Origin of the sequence: Thioalkalivibrio sp. ALD1 (assembly GCF_000381245.1) — a bacterium.
Lineage (GTDB): Bacteria > Pseudomonadota > Gammaproteobacteria > Ectothiorhodospirales > Ectothiorhodospiraceae > Thioalkalivibrio.
Window position 1 is genome coordinate 95,691 of sequence record NZ_KB906244.1, and the last position, 15,515, is coordinate 111,205.

Below are 15,515 nucleotides of genomic sequence, written 5' to 3' on the forward strand. Positions count from 1 at the left end.
GGTTTTCGGGTGCCGTTTCCACGGCACCCTCCTGCGCATAACTGACTGGCGACGCCACCATTGCACCGGTCGCGTCGCCCCATCGGATTTTCTTCGGGGTTCATCGCATGTCCTTCTGGAAACGCAGCCTGGTTTTGCTGATCGTCATACTGTGGAGCGCGCCCGCCTGGGCAGGACCCCAGATCGTCGGCATCGTCTCCGAGCGCTCGGCCCCCGAGGTAGCCGCCGGTGCGCATCGATTCCTGGAGGCCGTGCCGGATGCCGAGGTGGTGCTGCGCACGCCGGAGCAGTTGGCGGACAAGTCGGACTCGTCAATCCAGGCGCTGTGGCGCGATGCCGACGCGGTGCTCGTGGCAGCGGTGTTCGGGGACCAGGCCGGTCGTCTCGAACGTCTGCTGCGCGAAGAGCCACCGGCCGAGTCAGCGCCGATCCTCGCGATCAACAGCGAACGGCGCCTAACTGCGTTGTCCCGCATCGATGGCCAGGTGGTGCTGGAGGAACTGGACGAGGAGGCCCGGACCGAACTGACCGAGAACCCTGAAGCGGGCGAGGATCCGCGCGAGCACCTGGCCCGGCAGCAGGAGCGCTTCTCAAACCAGGCCGACTGGCTGACCGGACGTGCGTTCTATCAGGGCCGCACACCGGAGAACATGGAGGGCATGATGCGCTGGCTGGCCGCTCGGGGCGGGCACTCGATCGAGGTGCCGGAACCGGATCCGCGCGAGACCATCCGCTATTACCGGGATGGCCAGTCGGTGGCCGATCCGGAGGATCTTGGCCTGGATGCCAGGCCGGCCGTGGTCGTGCTGGACCTGGATACCGGTGACCGTCCCGGTGACCGCGAGCTGCTGGATGCGACCTGCGAGGCGCTTGAGGCCCGGGATATCCAGTGCTTCGCGGTACTCGCGCGCTGGGGTGGGGCCAGTCGCGAGGCGGTCGAGAATCTCGCGGCATCGGCGGCACCCGCCGAACTGAGCGGGATCGTCAGCCTGCAGGACTTCGTTGTGGGCGGCGGTGGCAATCGCGAGGCGGTGGCCGAGGCCTTCGCCGAGCTGGATGTCCCGGTGGTCAAGGGGATTCGTCTGGCGGACGTGAGCGAGACCGAGTGGCGGCTCTCGCACGAGGGCATCCCCTGGGACAAGGTCCACTATCACGTGGCCATGCCGGAATTGCAGGGCGCCAGCCAGCCGATGGTGCTGGCGACCGCGGGCGAGCCCACGCAGGACGAACGCACCGGTGTGCAGCTGGCCCTGCCCGAGCCGGTGGGCGAGCGGGTGGAGGCCCTGGCCGACCGGATGCAGCGCTGGAACCGGCTACGTCAGCTGGACAACGCGGACAAGCGGGTTGCAGTCGTCTACTACAACCATCCGCCCGGTCGCCAGAACATTGGCGCCGACAAGCTGGATGTCCCGGAATCACTGCTGGAGATCCTGCAACGGCTGGAGGCCGCCGGGTATGACCTCGGGGACAAGGTGCCGGAGGATGCCGAGGCCCTGCTGGACATGATCCAGGACCGGGCGGTGAATCTGCCGGAACAGGCGGATGCGCTGGACGCGATCGCCGGCCGGGTCGCCTCGCTGGATCGCGATCAGTACCAGGCATATTTCGACGGCTTGCCCGCCGCGGTGCAGGCAGAGCTGGTCGACGGACCGATCGGCTACCTGCAGGCACGCCTGGAGGCGGCCCGGGACGCGGACAAGCACGAACTGGCGGAAGCCGCGCTGGAAAGCGGTGTCGGTGATTTGCGGCATATGCTCGAGAGCTACCCGCACGATGCCCAGGAACGGGCGCTGGATCTGCTTGCCCAGTACGAGGCCGCCTGGGAGGCCACGCTGGCCGGTGAAGACGAACACGAAACCACCGAGCAGCTGCGCAAGGCCCTGGTGCGTACAGGCATCCCGGGTCTGACCGGATGGGGCGAGCCACCGGGCGAGGCCATGACGCGCAACGGCGAGATGCTCTTCCCCGGCATCGAGTTCGGCAACGTGTTCATCGGCCCGCAGCCGCCGCGCGGGTGGGAGGTCAGCGAGCGCTTGCTGCATGCCAACACGACCTTCCCGCCGACTCACCAGTACGCCGGTTTCTACCACTGGATTCGGGATCACTTCGAGGCGGATGCACTGGTCTATGTCGGCCGCCATTCCACCCGCGAGTTTCTGCCGCGCCGCCGCGCGGGGCTGGCCCCGGACGACTACCCCGAGATCCTCGGCGGTGACCTGCCGATCATCTATCCCTACATCGTCGATGGCGTCGGCGAGGGCATCCAGGCCAAGCGCCGCTCAATGGGCGTGATGATCAGCCACCTGACGCCGCCGCTGGCGGCCACCGAGCTCTACGACAGCCTGCTGGAACTGCGCCAGCTGGTGGAGACCTACGAGGCCGCGGCCCAGCCCGATGCAGCCACCCGCTCGCGCGCCGCCCAGACCCTGCGCGAGCGTATCGACGAGCTGGGCCTGACCGAGACCATCGAACGCGAACTGGCTCGGGGCCATCACCATCACGGCCACGACGACGGAGATGGGCACCACGATGACCACTCCGACGGGCATGAGCACGATGACGGCCATGACCACGACCATGGCCAAGACGATGATCGTCGGCACGACCACGACCACGACCACGACCACGACCACGACCACGACCACGGGCACGACCACGGGCACGGTGACACTCCGCTCGCGGAGATGGATGAAGAGCTGCTGGTGCACGAGATCGGCCACTACCTGACCGACATGCAGGAGGACCAGATGCCGCTGGGTCTGCATGTGTTCGGTCGCGACTGGTCGGACGAGGCCGTCGACACCATGCTCGAGTCGATGGCCGGGGATGGCGAGGCCGGTGACGACTGGGACGCCAGGCTACGGGGTTCGCCCGCCAGTGAACGCGCCCATCTGCTGGCCGCCCTGGAGGGTCGGTTCGTGCCACCGGGTCAGGGCAACGATCCGATCCGCACGCCGGATGTACTGCCCACTGGGACAAACTTCCATGCCCTGTCGGCGGACCTGGTGCCAACACGAATCGCCTGGGGTATCGGTCAGGAACTCGCCGCGGATGCCCGCGAGCACGGTGATCCGGAAGCGGATGGCAGCGAGGCCATCATCCTCTGGGCCTCCGACACCGTGCGTGACGAGGGGGTGATGATCGCCTTCGGCATGGACATGCTTGGAATCCGGCCTGCCTGGAACAGTCGCGGGATCGTCGAGGGCCTGGAGCGCATGGATCTCGACGAGGCCGGGCGCGACCGTCGCCGGGATGCCCTGTTTACCACTTCGGGGCTGTTCCGCGATCTCTACGAGGACCAGCTCGTGTGGCTGGACCGGGCCGCACGGCTGGCGCTGGATGGCGCCTCGGAGACCATCCTCGAGGAGCACCCGGAACTGGAAGAGGCCCTGGAAGCGGCCCTGGCTCCGCTGGCGGAGGATCTGCGCGATCCCGGCGACGAGTCGCTGGCGCGTAATGATGTCGCCGCGCAGTGGGTGGAGGACACCGAGGCCCTGCGCGCGGCGGGGCTGGACGGTGCTTCCGCCGGGGAGCAGGCCGCGCTGCGCGTGTTCGGCACCGCACCGGGGGCGTACGGCGCCGGGGTCAACCGCCTCGCGGATCGGTCCGGTGCCTGGGAGGATCGCGCCGAACTGGGCGCGGCCTACCTGCGCCGCATGGGGCATGCCTACGGCACGACTGCATCCGGAGATGCGGCACACGAGGCGTTCGAGTCGCGCGTGGCCGGGGTCGGGCGCACCTATCTGGGGCGCGCCTCGCACCTGTACGGGCTGCTGGACAACGACGACGGCTTCGATTTCCAGGGCGGGCTCTCCACTGCCGTGGAAAGCCTGCGCGGCGAGGTGCCGGACAACCGCGTGCTGCAGCATGCCGACCCGGACAACCCGCAGGTGGAGACGCTGGGGCGCGCGCTGATGCGCGAACTGCAGGGACAGAACCTGAACCCGCAGTGGATCGAACCGTTGATGGATCACGGCTATGCCGGGGCCCGCACCATGGCCCGCGACTTCGTCGACAACCTGTGGGGCTGGCAGGCCACCAACCCCGAGATCGTGCGCTCCTGGGTCTGGGACGAGGTGCACGACATCTACCTGCAGGACCGGCACGGACTGGGCGTGGACGAATTTCTCGCCGACGGCCACAACGTGCATGTGAAGACCCACCTGCAGGCCGTGCATCTGGTGGCTGCCAGCCGCGGGTTCTGGGAGGCCGAGCCGGAGGTACTGGACGCCCTGTCCGAACGCTTCGCCGAACTGGTTGCGGAACACGGCCTGCCGGGCAGCGGGCATACACGCCCCGACCACCCGATGCTGGACGAGGTGGCCGAACGCCTGGAGGACCCCGAACTGCGCGAGGCCTTCGAGGCCGTGCGCGCGTCCGCGCAGATCGATCGCGCACAGGCGGAGGCCGACCCCAGTCGTGTCACGGAGATCCAGCCGCTGGAGGACCCGGACGCCCGGGAGATGCAGGAGCTGCCGGAAGCGGCCGAGGCCGAGAGTGGCCAGGAGACCGGCGACGAGGCGGCCGGCATGCCCTGGATTCCCTGGCTGGTCGCCGCCGCGCTGTTCCTGTTGCTGATCGGCGGTATCGCCGCAGGCCGCCGCCGATAACCCCCCCCCCTTGGGTATCTCCTGTAGGAGGCCAGCCCTCTGGCCGATGGGCCGCCGGATATACCCCATCGGCCAGAGGGCTGGCCTCCTACACAGGAAGGTGAGAAGCGCCGAACAAAGGTTAGTGAGGTAAACGCGAATGCCGTTCTCGATCACGATGGAACTGATGGACACCGTAGTGCGCTGGCTGCTGGAGCCGGTGATCGTCGGCCTGCTGGTGCTGGTGGCGGTCGCTGTCTGGGAGCTTGGGCTCGCACTGGGCGAACGCTCCGGCGGGGTGCGGCGGCTGGAGGCCACCGGTGACGCCGAGCGCCTGGCCTACCGCGCACGGCGCCGCATTGACCGCGCGGATCTGCTGGCACGCATCGGCCCGATGCTCGGGCTGATGGGGACGCTGATCCCGCTGGGTCCAGGGCTGGCCGCGATGGGCCGGGGCGAGCTGGAAATCCTCGCCCAGGCCGTTACGGTGGCGTTCAACACCACGGTGCTGGGGCTGCTGGTCGGCATCCTCGGCTTCCTGCTCGGACGCCTCCGGCGGCGCTGGTATGACGCCGCGATGGAGCGCCTGGAGGCGGCGGCATGAGGGTCCCGCACTACCGCGCCAGCCGCTTCGATGCCCCCGACGAAGAGCCGATGGGGCCACTGGCCAACCTGGCCGACATCATGCTCGTGTTCGCCGTGGGCCTGATGGTGGTGATGGCCGCCTCGGGGAGTGGCCTTGAACCGGCCAGTGGCGGCGCCGAGATCGAGCCCGGACGCGAGATCCCGGACCCGCCCGAGGGTGCCGGGGAGGCCGGCTCCGGCTTCGAGTCGATGGGGCAGGTCTACCGTGACCCGGAGACTGGACGAATGATTCTGATCGGCGAGTAGGCCGTACTACGCGCCCCGAATACGCAATAAGCTCAAGGAGTACATCAACATGACCGACGACACCGAAGCGGCACGCGCCGAACGCCATGCCCAGCGTATGGCGCGCAAGAAGGAGATCGTGGACCGCAAGATTGCCGAGGCGCAGGAAGAAAAGGGCGTATTCCTGATCCTTACCGGCAACGGAAAGGGCAAGAGCTCCTCGGGCTTCGGCATGGTCGCCCGGGCCCTCGGGCACGGGATGCAGGTCGGCATCGTGCAGTTCATCAAGGGCCAGTTCGCCACCGGCGAGGAGGCCTTCTTCCGAGGGCAGGACAACGTGCAGTACCACGTGATGGGCGAGGGCTATACCTGGGAAACCCAGGATCGCGAGAAGGATGCCGAAGCCGCCCGCCATGCCTGGGCGCATGCCCGCGACATGCTGCGCGACCCGAATGTCGACCTCGTGCTGCTCGACGAGCTGCATATCGCCCTGAAGTACCAGTACCTGGATGTGGCCGAGGTGCTGGAAGACCTGGCGAACCGCCCGCCGATGCAGCATGTTATTACCACCGGCCGCGCCGCGCCGAAGGCACTGATCGAGGCGGCCGACACCGTGAGCGAGATCGGCGTGGTCAAGCATGCCTTTCAGGCCGGCATCAAGGCGCAGAAGGGGATCGAGCTGTGAGTGTGAGCTGCCCCGCGGCGTTCGTGGCGGCCCCGGCCTCGGGGCAGGGCAAGACCACGATCACCGCCGCCATCGCCCGTTACCACCGCAACCAGGGTTTGCGCGTGCGCGTGTTCAAGACCGGCCCCGACTTCCTCGACCCGATGATCCTGGAACAGGCATCCGGGCATCCGGTCGACGCCTTGCATCTGTGGATGGTCGGGGAAGAAGCCTGTCGAGCGATGCTGTACGAGGCGGCCCAGGAGTCCGATCTGATCCTGGTGGAGGGCTCGATGGGGCTGTTTGACGGGGATCCGTCCGGTGCGGATCTGGCCCAGGCCTTCGGCTTGCCGATCCTGGCCATGGTGGATGCCAGCGGCATGGGCCAGACCTTCGGGGCGCTGGTGCATGGCCTGTCGACCTACCGCCCGGGTCTGTCCTTCGCGGGCGTGATTGCCAACCGGGTGGGCAGTCCGGGCCATGCGCGGATGCTGGAGGATTGCACCCCGGAGGCGATCCGCTTCTTTGGTGCCGTGCAGCGTAACGAAACGCTGAGTGTCCCGGATCGTCACCTGGGGCTGGTGCAGGCCGGCGAGATCGCCGATCTGGATGCGCGGCTGGAGGCGGCAGCGGCCGCGATTGAAGAGGCTGGGGTGACAGGGCTCCCGGAGCCGGTGCGCTTTGATCCGGAAACAATTGCGCCGATCGAGGCGGCGCTGTCCGGCGTGCGCATTGCGATCGCGCGGGATGCGGCTTTTGCTTTCATGTATCCGGCCAACCTGCGCCTGCTGGAGAAGATGGGCGCCGAACTGCGGTTCTTTTCCCCGCTTGCGGGGGACGGGTTACCAGAGGCCGATGCCGTCTGGCTGCCGGGTGGCTACCCCGAGTTGTATCTGGATCAGCTGTCCGCCAATGCTGTCCTGAAGTCGGACCTTGAGGCCCATCATGCGGCGGGTCGCCCCATCCTGGCGGAGTGCGGGGGCTTTCTCTACCTGCTGGATGAACTGGCCAATCGCGAGGGTCATGCCGCGGCCATGGCCGGGCTGGTGCCGGGCAAGGCCCAGCTGGCAGACCGCCTGCAGGGTCTGGGGCTCCAGGCGGCCCCGCTGCCGGAGGGCGAGCTGCGCGGGCACACCTTCCATCACACCCATTCCGAGGTCGGGCTCGAGCCCTATGGTCATTGCTGGCGTGCGCGCGGGACGGGGTCGCAGGGCGAGGCGATCTATCGTGACGGGCGCCTGACCGCGACCTATCTGCATGCCTGGTTCCCCTCCAACCCGCAGGCCACGGCGCGACTGTTCCAGGCATGAGCGGTACAGGGCAGCACAAGGTGGCCAGGATCGGATCCGGTGCACGCCCTGGGGTGACCCTCCCGTTTCGCGGCGAGCGGCGGGCCGGGTGCGTGGATCTGGTGGGCGCGGGGCCGGGCGATCCAGGCCTGCTGACACTGGACGCGCTCAGCGCGATGCAGCACGCGGATATCCTGCTGCACGACCGCCTGATCCCGCAGGCGATCCTGGATCTGGCAAACCCCAAGGCGCAGCGTCTGTACGTGGGCAAGGCGCGCTCGCGGCACAGTTGTGATCAGGGCGATCTGAACGATCGCATGGTCGCGCTGGCCCGGGAGGGGCACTACGTGGTGCGCCTGAAGGGGGGTGACCCGTTTGTCTACGGGCGGGGCGGCGAGGAGGCCGCCGCGATTGCCGCCGCCGGGGTGCCAGTGCGCATCGTGCCGGGGATTACCGCAGCCGGTGGCTGTGCAGCCTATGCAGGGATCCCGCTGACCCATCGCGATCACGCCTATCGCTGCCAGTTCGTGACCGCCCACCGGCGTGCCGGCGAGACCAATCTGGACTGGGCCTCGCTGGTGCATCCGCAGCAGACCCTGGTCGTCTACATGGGGCTGCATACCCTGGCCGAGGTCTGTGGCGAGATGATGGCGGCGGGTGCGGACGGCGCGATGCCGGCGGCGCTGGTCGAACAGGGGACGCGCCCGGGCCAGCGTGTCATCGAAGGCGTTCTGGCCGACCTCCCCGCGCGGGTGGCGGATCTGGATATCCAGTCGCCGGCGCTGCTGATCGTGGGCGAGGTCGTGCGCCTGCGCGAGACGATCGCCACGCAGGGTGCCGAGTCCGTCCCGGGAACGCATGAAACCGGCTGAGCAGAACAGCTCGGCGGGCGGAATGCGCCCGGAGACGCCCGAGACGAGCGGGCGTCTGCGCACGGGGCTGACCACCGGTGTGTGTGCGACCGCCGGTGCCGTTGCCGGCGCACGCTGGCTGCTGGAGGGGCGGCGGCTCGAGATGGTGGAAGTCATCCTGCCGAAGGGGCAGGTCGTGAGCCTGACACTGAACGACCTCGAACCCACTCCGGGCGGCGCGGTTGCCGGGGTCATCAAGGATGCCGGCGATGACCCGGATGCCACCCACGGGGCCCGGGTCTGGGTGGAGGTGAATCTGTGCGGTGCGCCCGGTGTCGAGTTCGTGGCGGGTGCCGGGGTCGGGACGGTCACGCGCCCGGGCCTGGTGCTGGAGCCGGGCGAGCCCGCCATCAATCCGGTCCCCCGACGCATGATCCAGGGGCATCTGGAGACACTGGCTGCAGCCGCTGGGTACAGCGGGGGCTTCAGGGTCACGGTCGGCGTGGACGGTGGCGAACGCATTGCCGGGCGGACCATGAACGCCCGCCTGGGGATCCTCGGGGGGCTCTCGATCCTGGGCACCACCGGCATCGTCCGGCCGTTCTCCTGCGCCGCCTATATCGCATCCATTCATCAGGCCATAGACGTGGCCCGCGCCAACGGCTGTCCGCGTGTGGCCTGCTGCACCGGGGGTACCAGCGAGGCGGCGATGCGCGAACAGTACGGCCTGGACGACATGGCGCTGATCGAGATGGGGGATCTGTTCGGGGCGGCACTGAAGTACCTGGGGCGTCATCCTCTGCCTGCGGTGGTGCTGGCCGCGGGGTTCGGCAAGCTCAGCAAATTCGCGGCCGGACACCTGGATGCCCACAGCCGCAAGTCGCGCATCGATCTCGACGCGCTGGCGGAGGAGGCGGCGGATCTGGGAGGCAGCCAGGAACTAGTCGCGCGCATCCGCGCGGCGAATACCAGCGCCCAGGCGCTTGCGGATTGCCTGGAGCAGGGTGTGGCGCTGGCCGACCGTATCAGTGCGCGCGCCTGGAAGCGGGCGCGCGGGATGCTGCCGGAGACCACGGCGCTGGAGGTCTGCGCGGTGGATCGGGCCGGACGCATCGTCGGGTTGGCCAGGGACACCGGGGGGCTGGCGCCATGATGGCCCCGGCAATCGCCCTGAAGTCGGTGGCCAAGCGCTATGCCGGTGGCCGGGTCGGGCTGGCGGACGTGGACCTGGAAGTCCCGGCGGGCCGCTTTTTCGGCCTGCTGGGGCCGAATGGGGCCGGCAAGACGACCTTGGTGGGACTGCTGACCACGCTGGTGCGGGCCGATCGCGGGTCGATCCGGGTCTGCGGCTTCGACGTGGCGACACAGGCGGTTGCGGCGAAGGCCTGCATGGGCGTGGTGCCGCAGGAGATCAACTTCAACAGCTTCGAGCCGGTGGGCGAGATTGTTGAAGCCCTGGCGGCCTATTACGGATTGTCCCCGCGGCGGGCGCGCGAGCGTACTGGCCAGGTACTGGAACAGGTGGGCCTGGCGGACCGGCGGCGGCAGTCCGCCTGGGGGCTGTCGGGCGGAATGAAGCGCCGGCTGATGATTGCCCGGGCGCTAGTGCACCGCCCGCACGTGCTGCTGCTGGACGAGCCGACCGCGGGGGTGGACCTCGAGGGACGCCATACAACCTGGGAACTGCTGCGTGCGCTGAATGCGGATGGTGTGACCATCCTCCTGACGACGCACTACCTCGAGGAGGCGGAAGCGCTGTGCGATTCGCTTGCGATTCTGGATCAGGGCGAGATCGTTGCGCGCGGCGAGACCGGCGAACTGCTGCACGGACTGAACGTGCAGACCCTGGTGCTCGAGTTGAGCGCCCCCCTTGATGCGTGCCCCGAGCTGGAAGGGTTGGCGATCCGGCGGGTGGATCGCTGGACCCTGGAGATTGACCTGCCGCAGGGCATGGAGGTGAACGCGCTTTTTGAGCGTCTCGGTGTGTACGGTGTCCGGGTGGCGGGCCTGCGCAACAAGCGCAACCGGCTCGAGTCGCTGTTCCTGCAGCGCATCGCGGAACGTGCCAGTGCATCGCAGGGGGCCGGGACATGAGGCTCGCGGCTTACGGATTTGCCTACCGCGGGATGGTGATCAAGCAGGTGCGCCGCTTCCTGCGTGCCTGGGTGCAGAACCTGCTGCCATCGGTGGTGACGACCGTTCTGTTTCTGGTGATCTTTGGCCACCTGGTCGGGCGCGAGCTGGGCACCATGCGTGGCGTCGACTACGCCGATTTCATCCTGCCGGGCCTGATCATACTGGCCGTGGCCACCAACGCCTACAGCAATGTGACGCTGGCGTTCTATGGCGCGCGCCTGCAGCGGCACATCGAGGAATTGCTGGTTGCGCCACTCCCCGCCTGGCTGATCGTGGCGGGCTTTGCAACCGGCGGGGTGATCCGCGGTCTGCTGGCCGGGGCGCTAGTGGCGCTGGTTGCGATCCCGTTTACCAACCTGCAACTGCACCACCTGGCGGCGACTCTGGGGATCGCGCTGGTCAGTGCCACGCTGTTCGCCCTGGCCGGCCTGCTGAATGGCCTGTACGCGCGCAGTTTCGACCACACCTCCGTGGTGGCGACGTTCGTGCTGACCCCCCTGATCTATCTGGGAGGGCTGTTCTATCCGGTGGAACGGATGCCCGAGCCCTGGCAGTCGCTGGCAGCGCTGAACCCGCTGTACTACATGGTCGAGGGCTTTCGCTACGGTCTGCTGGGGATCGGGTCCTTCGCCTGGGCCACAACCTTCTGGGTGCTCGTGGGGACCACCCTGGTTGTCGGCGGGGTGGCCTGGACCCTGGTCGCTCGCGGCGTGCGGATCCGGTCATGAGCAGGGGTCCGAAGCCGTTGGGTGCCGAGCATCCGCGTGTGCGCCGGGCGTGTCCCGGAGTCGCTGCGCCCATGACGACCGGAGACGGGCTTCTGATGCGGGTACGTCACCCGATCGGAGGGCTTGACGCGGCGCAGGCGCGCATCCTCGCCGAGGTGGCGCTGCGTTTCGGTTCCGGTGACCTGGAGCTGACCAGTCGCGGCAATCTGCAATTGCGCGGTCTGGACACGCCGGGCCTGGAGACGGCACGGGCCGAACTGGAGGCGGCGGGTCTGGCGGATCGCGATCCCGAGGCGGAGGCGGTGCGCAATGTGCTGGTGGCACCGGCGACGGATATCGACCCGGAGGCCGCCATGGATGTACAGCCCATCGCGCGGCAACTTGCGCGGGCACTGGGCGCAACCCCGCGCCTGCGCGCACTGCCGCCGAAGGTCGGGGTGCTGGTGGAGGCGGGTGGCGATTTGCCGCTGGACCGGGTGCCGGCGGACCTTCGGCTGGAGGCCTGTACGGGACCGGGTGGCGTGTGGATTCGCGTGGCCGTCGGGGCGTCGGCTCAGGTCGCGACGGTGCTTGGGTGGGCACGCCCGGAGAAGGCTGTGGACGCCGCCTTGCAAGTCCTCGAGCAATTCCTGGCGCTGCGCCAGGGGGATCCGGATCCGCCGGGGCGCTTGCCCGGCGCCCTGGCTCGGTTCGGCGCGAAGGCCCTGACGCCTCCCGGACTGGAGCGAGTCCTTCCGGGTGGGGATCCGATTGCGGCACGGAGCAGCGAAAACGCCGACTCCGGGATTGGCGCGGGCCTGAATGGCGACGCCTTCGGGGTCGCGTTTCCGTTCGGAGCCCTGCGCGCCGAGGCCCTGCGGGGGCTGGCCGAGCAGATCCGCGGCGGGGAAGGGCGCCTGCGGCTCACCCCCTGGCGCAGCGTGCTGCTGGTCGGGGCGCGGCCGATCGCCCTGGACCGGCTGGCTGCATGGGGCGGTGTAACGGATCCAAGGGATCCTCGCCTCGCGGTGAGCGCCTGTGTCGGTCAGGCGGGGTGCTCGGCGGGTACGACATTCACGCGGGCGGACGCCGCGATGCTCGGGCCAGCCGCCCGCGGACTGCTGGCCGGTGACGAATATCTGCATGTCAGTGGCTGCGAGAAACACTGCGGGAGGCCCGCGAATGCCCGGGTGGTCCTTGCGGCGCGGGCGGGGCATTACGACCTGTCGTTGCAACGTGCACCGGCGCACTGGGAGCCCCTACTTGTGGGCCTTTCGCCGGATCAGCTGCGAGCGGCCCTGTCGGCGCTTGAACAGATTACGCACGCAGAGCGCGTCGGGATGCTCGCGGCCCTGCACAGGCTGGGACCGGCCGGGCTGGGTCGGCGCCTCAACGCGATGGTGAATAACGGAGACGAAACATGACGCAGAGCGATACCGCCGGGGCCGTACCGGATTATGAGCGCGATGGGACGGCCATCTATCGGGAGTCCTTCGCGATTATTCGATCCGAGGCGGCGCTGGATCGTTTTCCGGAGGATCTGGTGTCTGCGGTGGTCCGTATGATCCACGCCTGCGGCATGACCGACCTGCCGCAGGACGTCGGGTTTTCGACTGGCGTGGCCGGGGCGGCTCGCGCGGCGCTGGCTGCCGGCGCGCCGATCCTGTGTGACAGCAACATGGTGGCCCATGGAGTCACGCGGGCCCGGCTGCCGGCGGATAACCCGGTGATCTGCAGCCTGCGCGAGGACGGAGTGGCGGCTGCTGCCGAGCGTATGGGCACAACGCGTTCGGCGGCGGCGCTGGAATGGTGGCGACCGCATATGGAGGGTGCGGTGGTGGCGATCGGGAATGCACCCACGGCCCTTTTTCACCTGCTGGAGATGCTGCACCAGGGCGCGCCACGTCCGGCCGCGGTACTCGGTATCCCGGTGGGCTTTGTCGGTGCGGTGGAGAGCAAGGAGGCGCTGGCTGCCAGCCCGCTGGACCTCGAGTACCTGACCATCTTCGGACGCCGCGGTGGCAGTGCCATGGCCGCGGCGGCCATCAACGCCTTTGCGAGTGACCGGATATGACGACTTCTTCCCCTGCGAATGCATCCCCGGAGGCGGGCTGCCTGTATGGAGTCGGCACCGGGCCTGGCGATCCCGAGCTGCTGACGTTGAAGGCCGCGCGGCTGATCGCACAGAGCCCGGTAGTGGCCTACTTCTGCCGCCGTGGCGGGCGCGGTCAGGCGCGTGCGATCGTGGACGCCCACCTGGGTACCGGCCAGTGCGAGATGCCGCTGGAGTACCCGGTGACCAACGAGATTCCGCACGGCTCCGAGGAATACCGCCGCCGCATCGAACAGTTCTTCGACGCCTGTGCCGAGCAGCTGGCGGCCGAACTGGAAGCCGGGCGCTCGGTCGTGGTGCTGAACGAGGGCGACCCGTTCTTCTACGGCTCCTTCATGCACGTATACCTGCGGCTCAAGGAGCGCTTTCGTACGAGTATTGTGCCCGGAGTGACTTCGATGATGGCCTCTGCCGCCCAACTGCCAACTCCGTTGACCATGCGCGATGACCTGCTGACCGTGATCCCGGGCACGATGCCGATCGACGATCTGCGCCAGGCCCTGCAGGGGACGGATGCAGCGGTCATCATGAAAGTGGGGACCCATCGCGATGCGGTGGTCGGTGCCCTGCAGGAGCTGGGGCTGAGTGAGCGCGCCTGGTACGTGGAACGCGCGAGCACTGCCGAGGAGCGGGTCCTGCCGCTGTCCGAGATCCCGGAACGGGTGCCCTATTTCTCGATGATCGTGATCCCCGGGCGAGGGGTTCGGCGATGATCGGGGATGGCGGTCCGGTGGTCGGTCGGTTGAGTGTGGTCGGGGTGGGTCCGGCGGGGCCGGAATGGATCACACCGGAGGTCGCTGCCCGTCTCGAAGCGGCCACCGATCTGGTGGGGTACGGGCCGTACCTGGAACGGATTGCGGGCCCTCATCACCGTGTTCACGCCTCGGATAACCGCGAGGAACTGGCGCGTGCGATGCACGCCCTGGACATGGCCGCCGAGGGGCGGGACGTGGTCGTGGTCTCGGGGGGCGACCCGGGTGTATTCGCCATGGCGGCGGCGATCTTCGAGGCGCTGGAAGGGGCGCAGGCACAACGCTGGGCGGGAGTCGAGGTGGACGTGACTCCCGGGGTCTCGGCGATGCAGGCCGCCGCCGCGCGGCTGGGTGCGCCGCTGGGCAACGATTTCTGCGTGATTTCGCTGTCGGACAACCTCAAGCCGTGGTCGCTGATCCAGCGCCGGGTGCGGCTGGCGGCCGAGGCCGACTTCGCCATGGCGTTCTATAACCCGATCTCGCGCGCGCGACCATGGCAGCTGGGGGAGGCCCTGGGCATCGTGCGCGAGGCCCAGGGGCCGGACACCCTGGTCGTGCTGGCCACCGCGGTGGGCCGCGGCGAGCGCGAAGACGTGCAGATCTCCACCCTCGGCGAGGTGGACCCGACGACGGCGAACATGAGCACGCTGGTGATCGTGGGCGCCGCCTCGACCCGGGTGCTGGAGCGCCCCTCCGGCCGGCGGCACGTGTACACCCCGCGCTATGTCGAGTCGGCGGAGTCGCGGTGAACGCGCGCGAGGTCTTCCAGCCACTCCAGGGTGGCTTGCGGGGCGTGGAAGCGGGGCACCCCGGGGACGTCCGGCGGCCGGTCCACCATCACCACCGGGATGCCGCGTTCGCGCGCGGCCTGCAGCTTGGGGGCGGTGGCCGCGCCGCCGCTGTCCTTGGTGACCAGCACGTCGATGGCGTGGGTCTCCAGCAGCCGGTGCTCGTCGGCCAGGCTGAACGGGCCGCGGGCCCGCAGCCAGGTGACCCGGGGCAGCGCCGGCGGCGGTTCCGGCAGGTCGATGGTGCGGATCACGTAGTCCAGTTCGGGCGCCGCCTCGAAGGCCTCCAGGTGCTGGCGCCCGGTGGTGATGAGCACGCGCCGGCCGAGGCCGGGGAGCGCGCGGGCGGCGGCCTCCAGGTCGGGCACGCGCAGCCAGTGATCCCCGGGGCCGGCCTGCCACGGCGGCCGGGTCAGCCGGGCCAGGGGTACGCCGGCGCGGCGCGTGGCGGCGACGGCATTGGCCGAGATCTGCCACGCGAACGGGTGGGTGGCGTCCACCACGGCGTCGATGGCGTGGTCGCGCAGCCAGGCGGCGAGGCCGTCGGCGCCGCCGAACCCGCCGGTGCGCCGCGGCAGTCGCGAGGGCGCGGGCCTGCGCGTGCGTCCGGCCAGCGACACGGTGGCGTGCAGCCGCGGGTGGCCGTCCAGCAGCGGTTCCAGCGCCGCGGCCTCGGTGGTGCCGCCCAGCAGCAGGATCTGCCGCGGGCGCGCCGCCCCGGTGCCGGTATCGGAGGATGAACGGGAGCTCATGAGG

14 protein-coding genes are annotated in these 15,515 nt (G+C 69.1%); 13 read left to right on the forward strand and 1 reads right to left on the reverse strand.

Translation table 11 applies throughout. The features are described 5' to 3' along the window. The first annotated feature begins 107 nt into the window (after nt 1–107). The 13 genes from F623_RS0109195 (at nt 108) to cobJ (ending at nt 14,720) form a co-directional block, all read left to right on the forward strand. Nucleotides 108–4,610: a cobaltochelatase subunit CobN gene (locus F623_RS0109195; RefSeq protein WP_018868494.1), complete on the forward strand. Its 4,503-nt coding sequence runs from the start codon at nt 108–110 to the stop codon at nt 4,608–4,610. Nucleotides 4,611–4,749: 139 nt separating this feature from the next. After that, nucleotides 4,750–5,193, forward strand: a complete 444-nt coding sequence (locus F623_RS0109200; RefSeq protein WP_018174775.1) for a MotA/TolQ/ExbB proton channel family protein — start codon at nt 4,750–4,752, stop codon at nt 5,191–5,193. Then, a complete protein-coding gene (locus F623_RS0109205; RefSeq protein ID WP_018138715.1) occupies nt 5,190–5,480 on the forward strand; it encodes a DUF2149 domain-containing protein in 291 nt (96 codons plus the stop codon). The genes F623_RS0109200 and F623_RS0109205 overlap by 4 nt, the downstream gene beginning before the upstream one ends. Before the next feature lie 49 nt (nt 5,481–5,529). Then, nucleotides 5,530–6,144: a cob(I)yrinic acid a,c-diamide adenosyltransferase gene (gene cobO, locus F623_RS0109210; RefSeq protein WP_018861758.1), complete on the forward strand. Its 615-nt coding sequence runs from the start codon at nt 5,530–5,532 to the stop codon at nt 6,142–6,144. Further along, entirely contained in the window at nt 6,141–7,433 is a 1,293-nt protein-coding gene (locus F623_RS0109215; RefSeq protein ID WP_018868493.1) for a cobyrinate a,c-diamide synthase, read from the forward strand. Before cobO ends, F623_RS0109215 begins: the two co-directional genes overlap by 4 nt. Beyond that, nucleotides 7,430–8,284, forward strand: coding sequence for a uroporphyrinogen-III C-methyltransferase (gene cobA / locus F623_RS0109220; protein WP_026278698.1), 855 nt, complete (start codon nt 7,430–7,432; stop codon nt 8,282–8,284). The genes F623_RS0109215 and cobA overlap by 4 nt, the downstream gene beginning before the upstream one ends. Nucleotides 8,285–8,306: 22 nt before the next feature. After that, the gene (locus F623_RS0109225; protein ID WP_018875748.1) at nt 8,307–9,416 is read left to right on the forward strand and encodes a cobalt-precorrin-5B (C(1))-methyltransferase; all 1,110 of its coding nucleotides are present in this window, start codon (nt 8,307–8,309) and stop codon (nt 9,414–9,416) included. After that, nucleotides 9,413–10,357 carry an ABC transporter ATP-binding protein gene (locus tag F623_RS0109230; RefSeq protein ID WP_018868491.1) on the forward strand — a complete coding sequence of 315 codons (945 nt, stop codon included), beginning with the start codon at nt 9,413–9,415 and terminating at the stop codon, nt 10,355–10,357. Before F623_RS0109225 ends, F623_RS0109230 begins: the two co-directional genes overlap by 4 nt. Beyond that, complete coding sequence (locus F623_RS0109235) at nt 10,354–11,127, forward strand: ABC transporter permease (protein ID WP_038040478.1); 774 nt, start codon at nt 10,354–10,356, stop codon at nt 11,125–11,127. Before F623_RS0109230 ends, F623_RS0109235 begins: the two co-directional genes overlap by 4 nt. 71 nt (nt 11,128–11,198) lie before the next feature. Further along, nucleotides 11,199–12,530, forward strand: a complete 1,332-nt coding sequence (cobG, locus tag F623_RS0109240) for a precorrin-3B synthase (RefSeq protein ID WP_018868490.1) — start codon at nt 11,199–11,201, stop codon at nt 12,528–12,530. After that, entirely contained in the window at nt 12,527–13,180 is a 654-nt protein-coding gene (locus F623_RS0109245; RefSeq protein WP_018861765.1) for a precorrin-8X methylmutase, read from the forward strand. Before cobG ends, F623_RS0109245 begins: the two co-directional genes overlap by 4 nt. Beyond that, nucleotides 13,177–13,932, forward strand: a complete 756-nt coding sequence (locus F623_RS0109250; protein ID WP_018868489.1) for a precorrin-2 C(20)-methyltransferase — start codon at nt 13,177–13,179, stop codon at nt 13,930–13,932. The genes F623_RS0109245 and F623_RS0109250 overlap by 4 nt, the downstream gene beginning before the upstream one ends. Then, nucleotides 13,929–14,720 (forward strand): precorrin-3B C(17)-methyltransferase, encoded by a 792-nt coding sequence (gene cobJ / locus F623_RS0109255; protein ID WP_018861767.1) that lies wholly within the window; start codon nt 13,929–13,931, stop codon nt 14,718–14,720. The genes F623_RS0109250 and cobJ overlap by 4 nt, the downstream gene beginning before the upstream one ends. On the opposite strand, the gene F623_RS0109260 is transcribed toward cobJ, so the two are convergent. Next, nucleotides 14,693–15,511 carry a cobalt-precorrin-6A reductase gene (locus F623_RS0109260; protein ID WP_018868488.1) on the reverse strand — a complete coding sequence of 273 codons (819 nt, stop codon included), beginning with the start codon at nt 15,509–15,511 and terminating at the stop codon, nt 14,693–14,695. The genes cobJ and F623_RS0109260 overlap by 28 nt on opposite strands. Between the last annotated feature and the right edge of the window lie 4 nt (nt 15,512–15,515).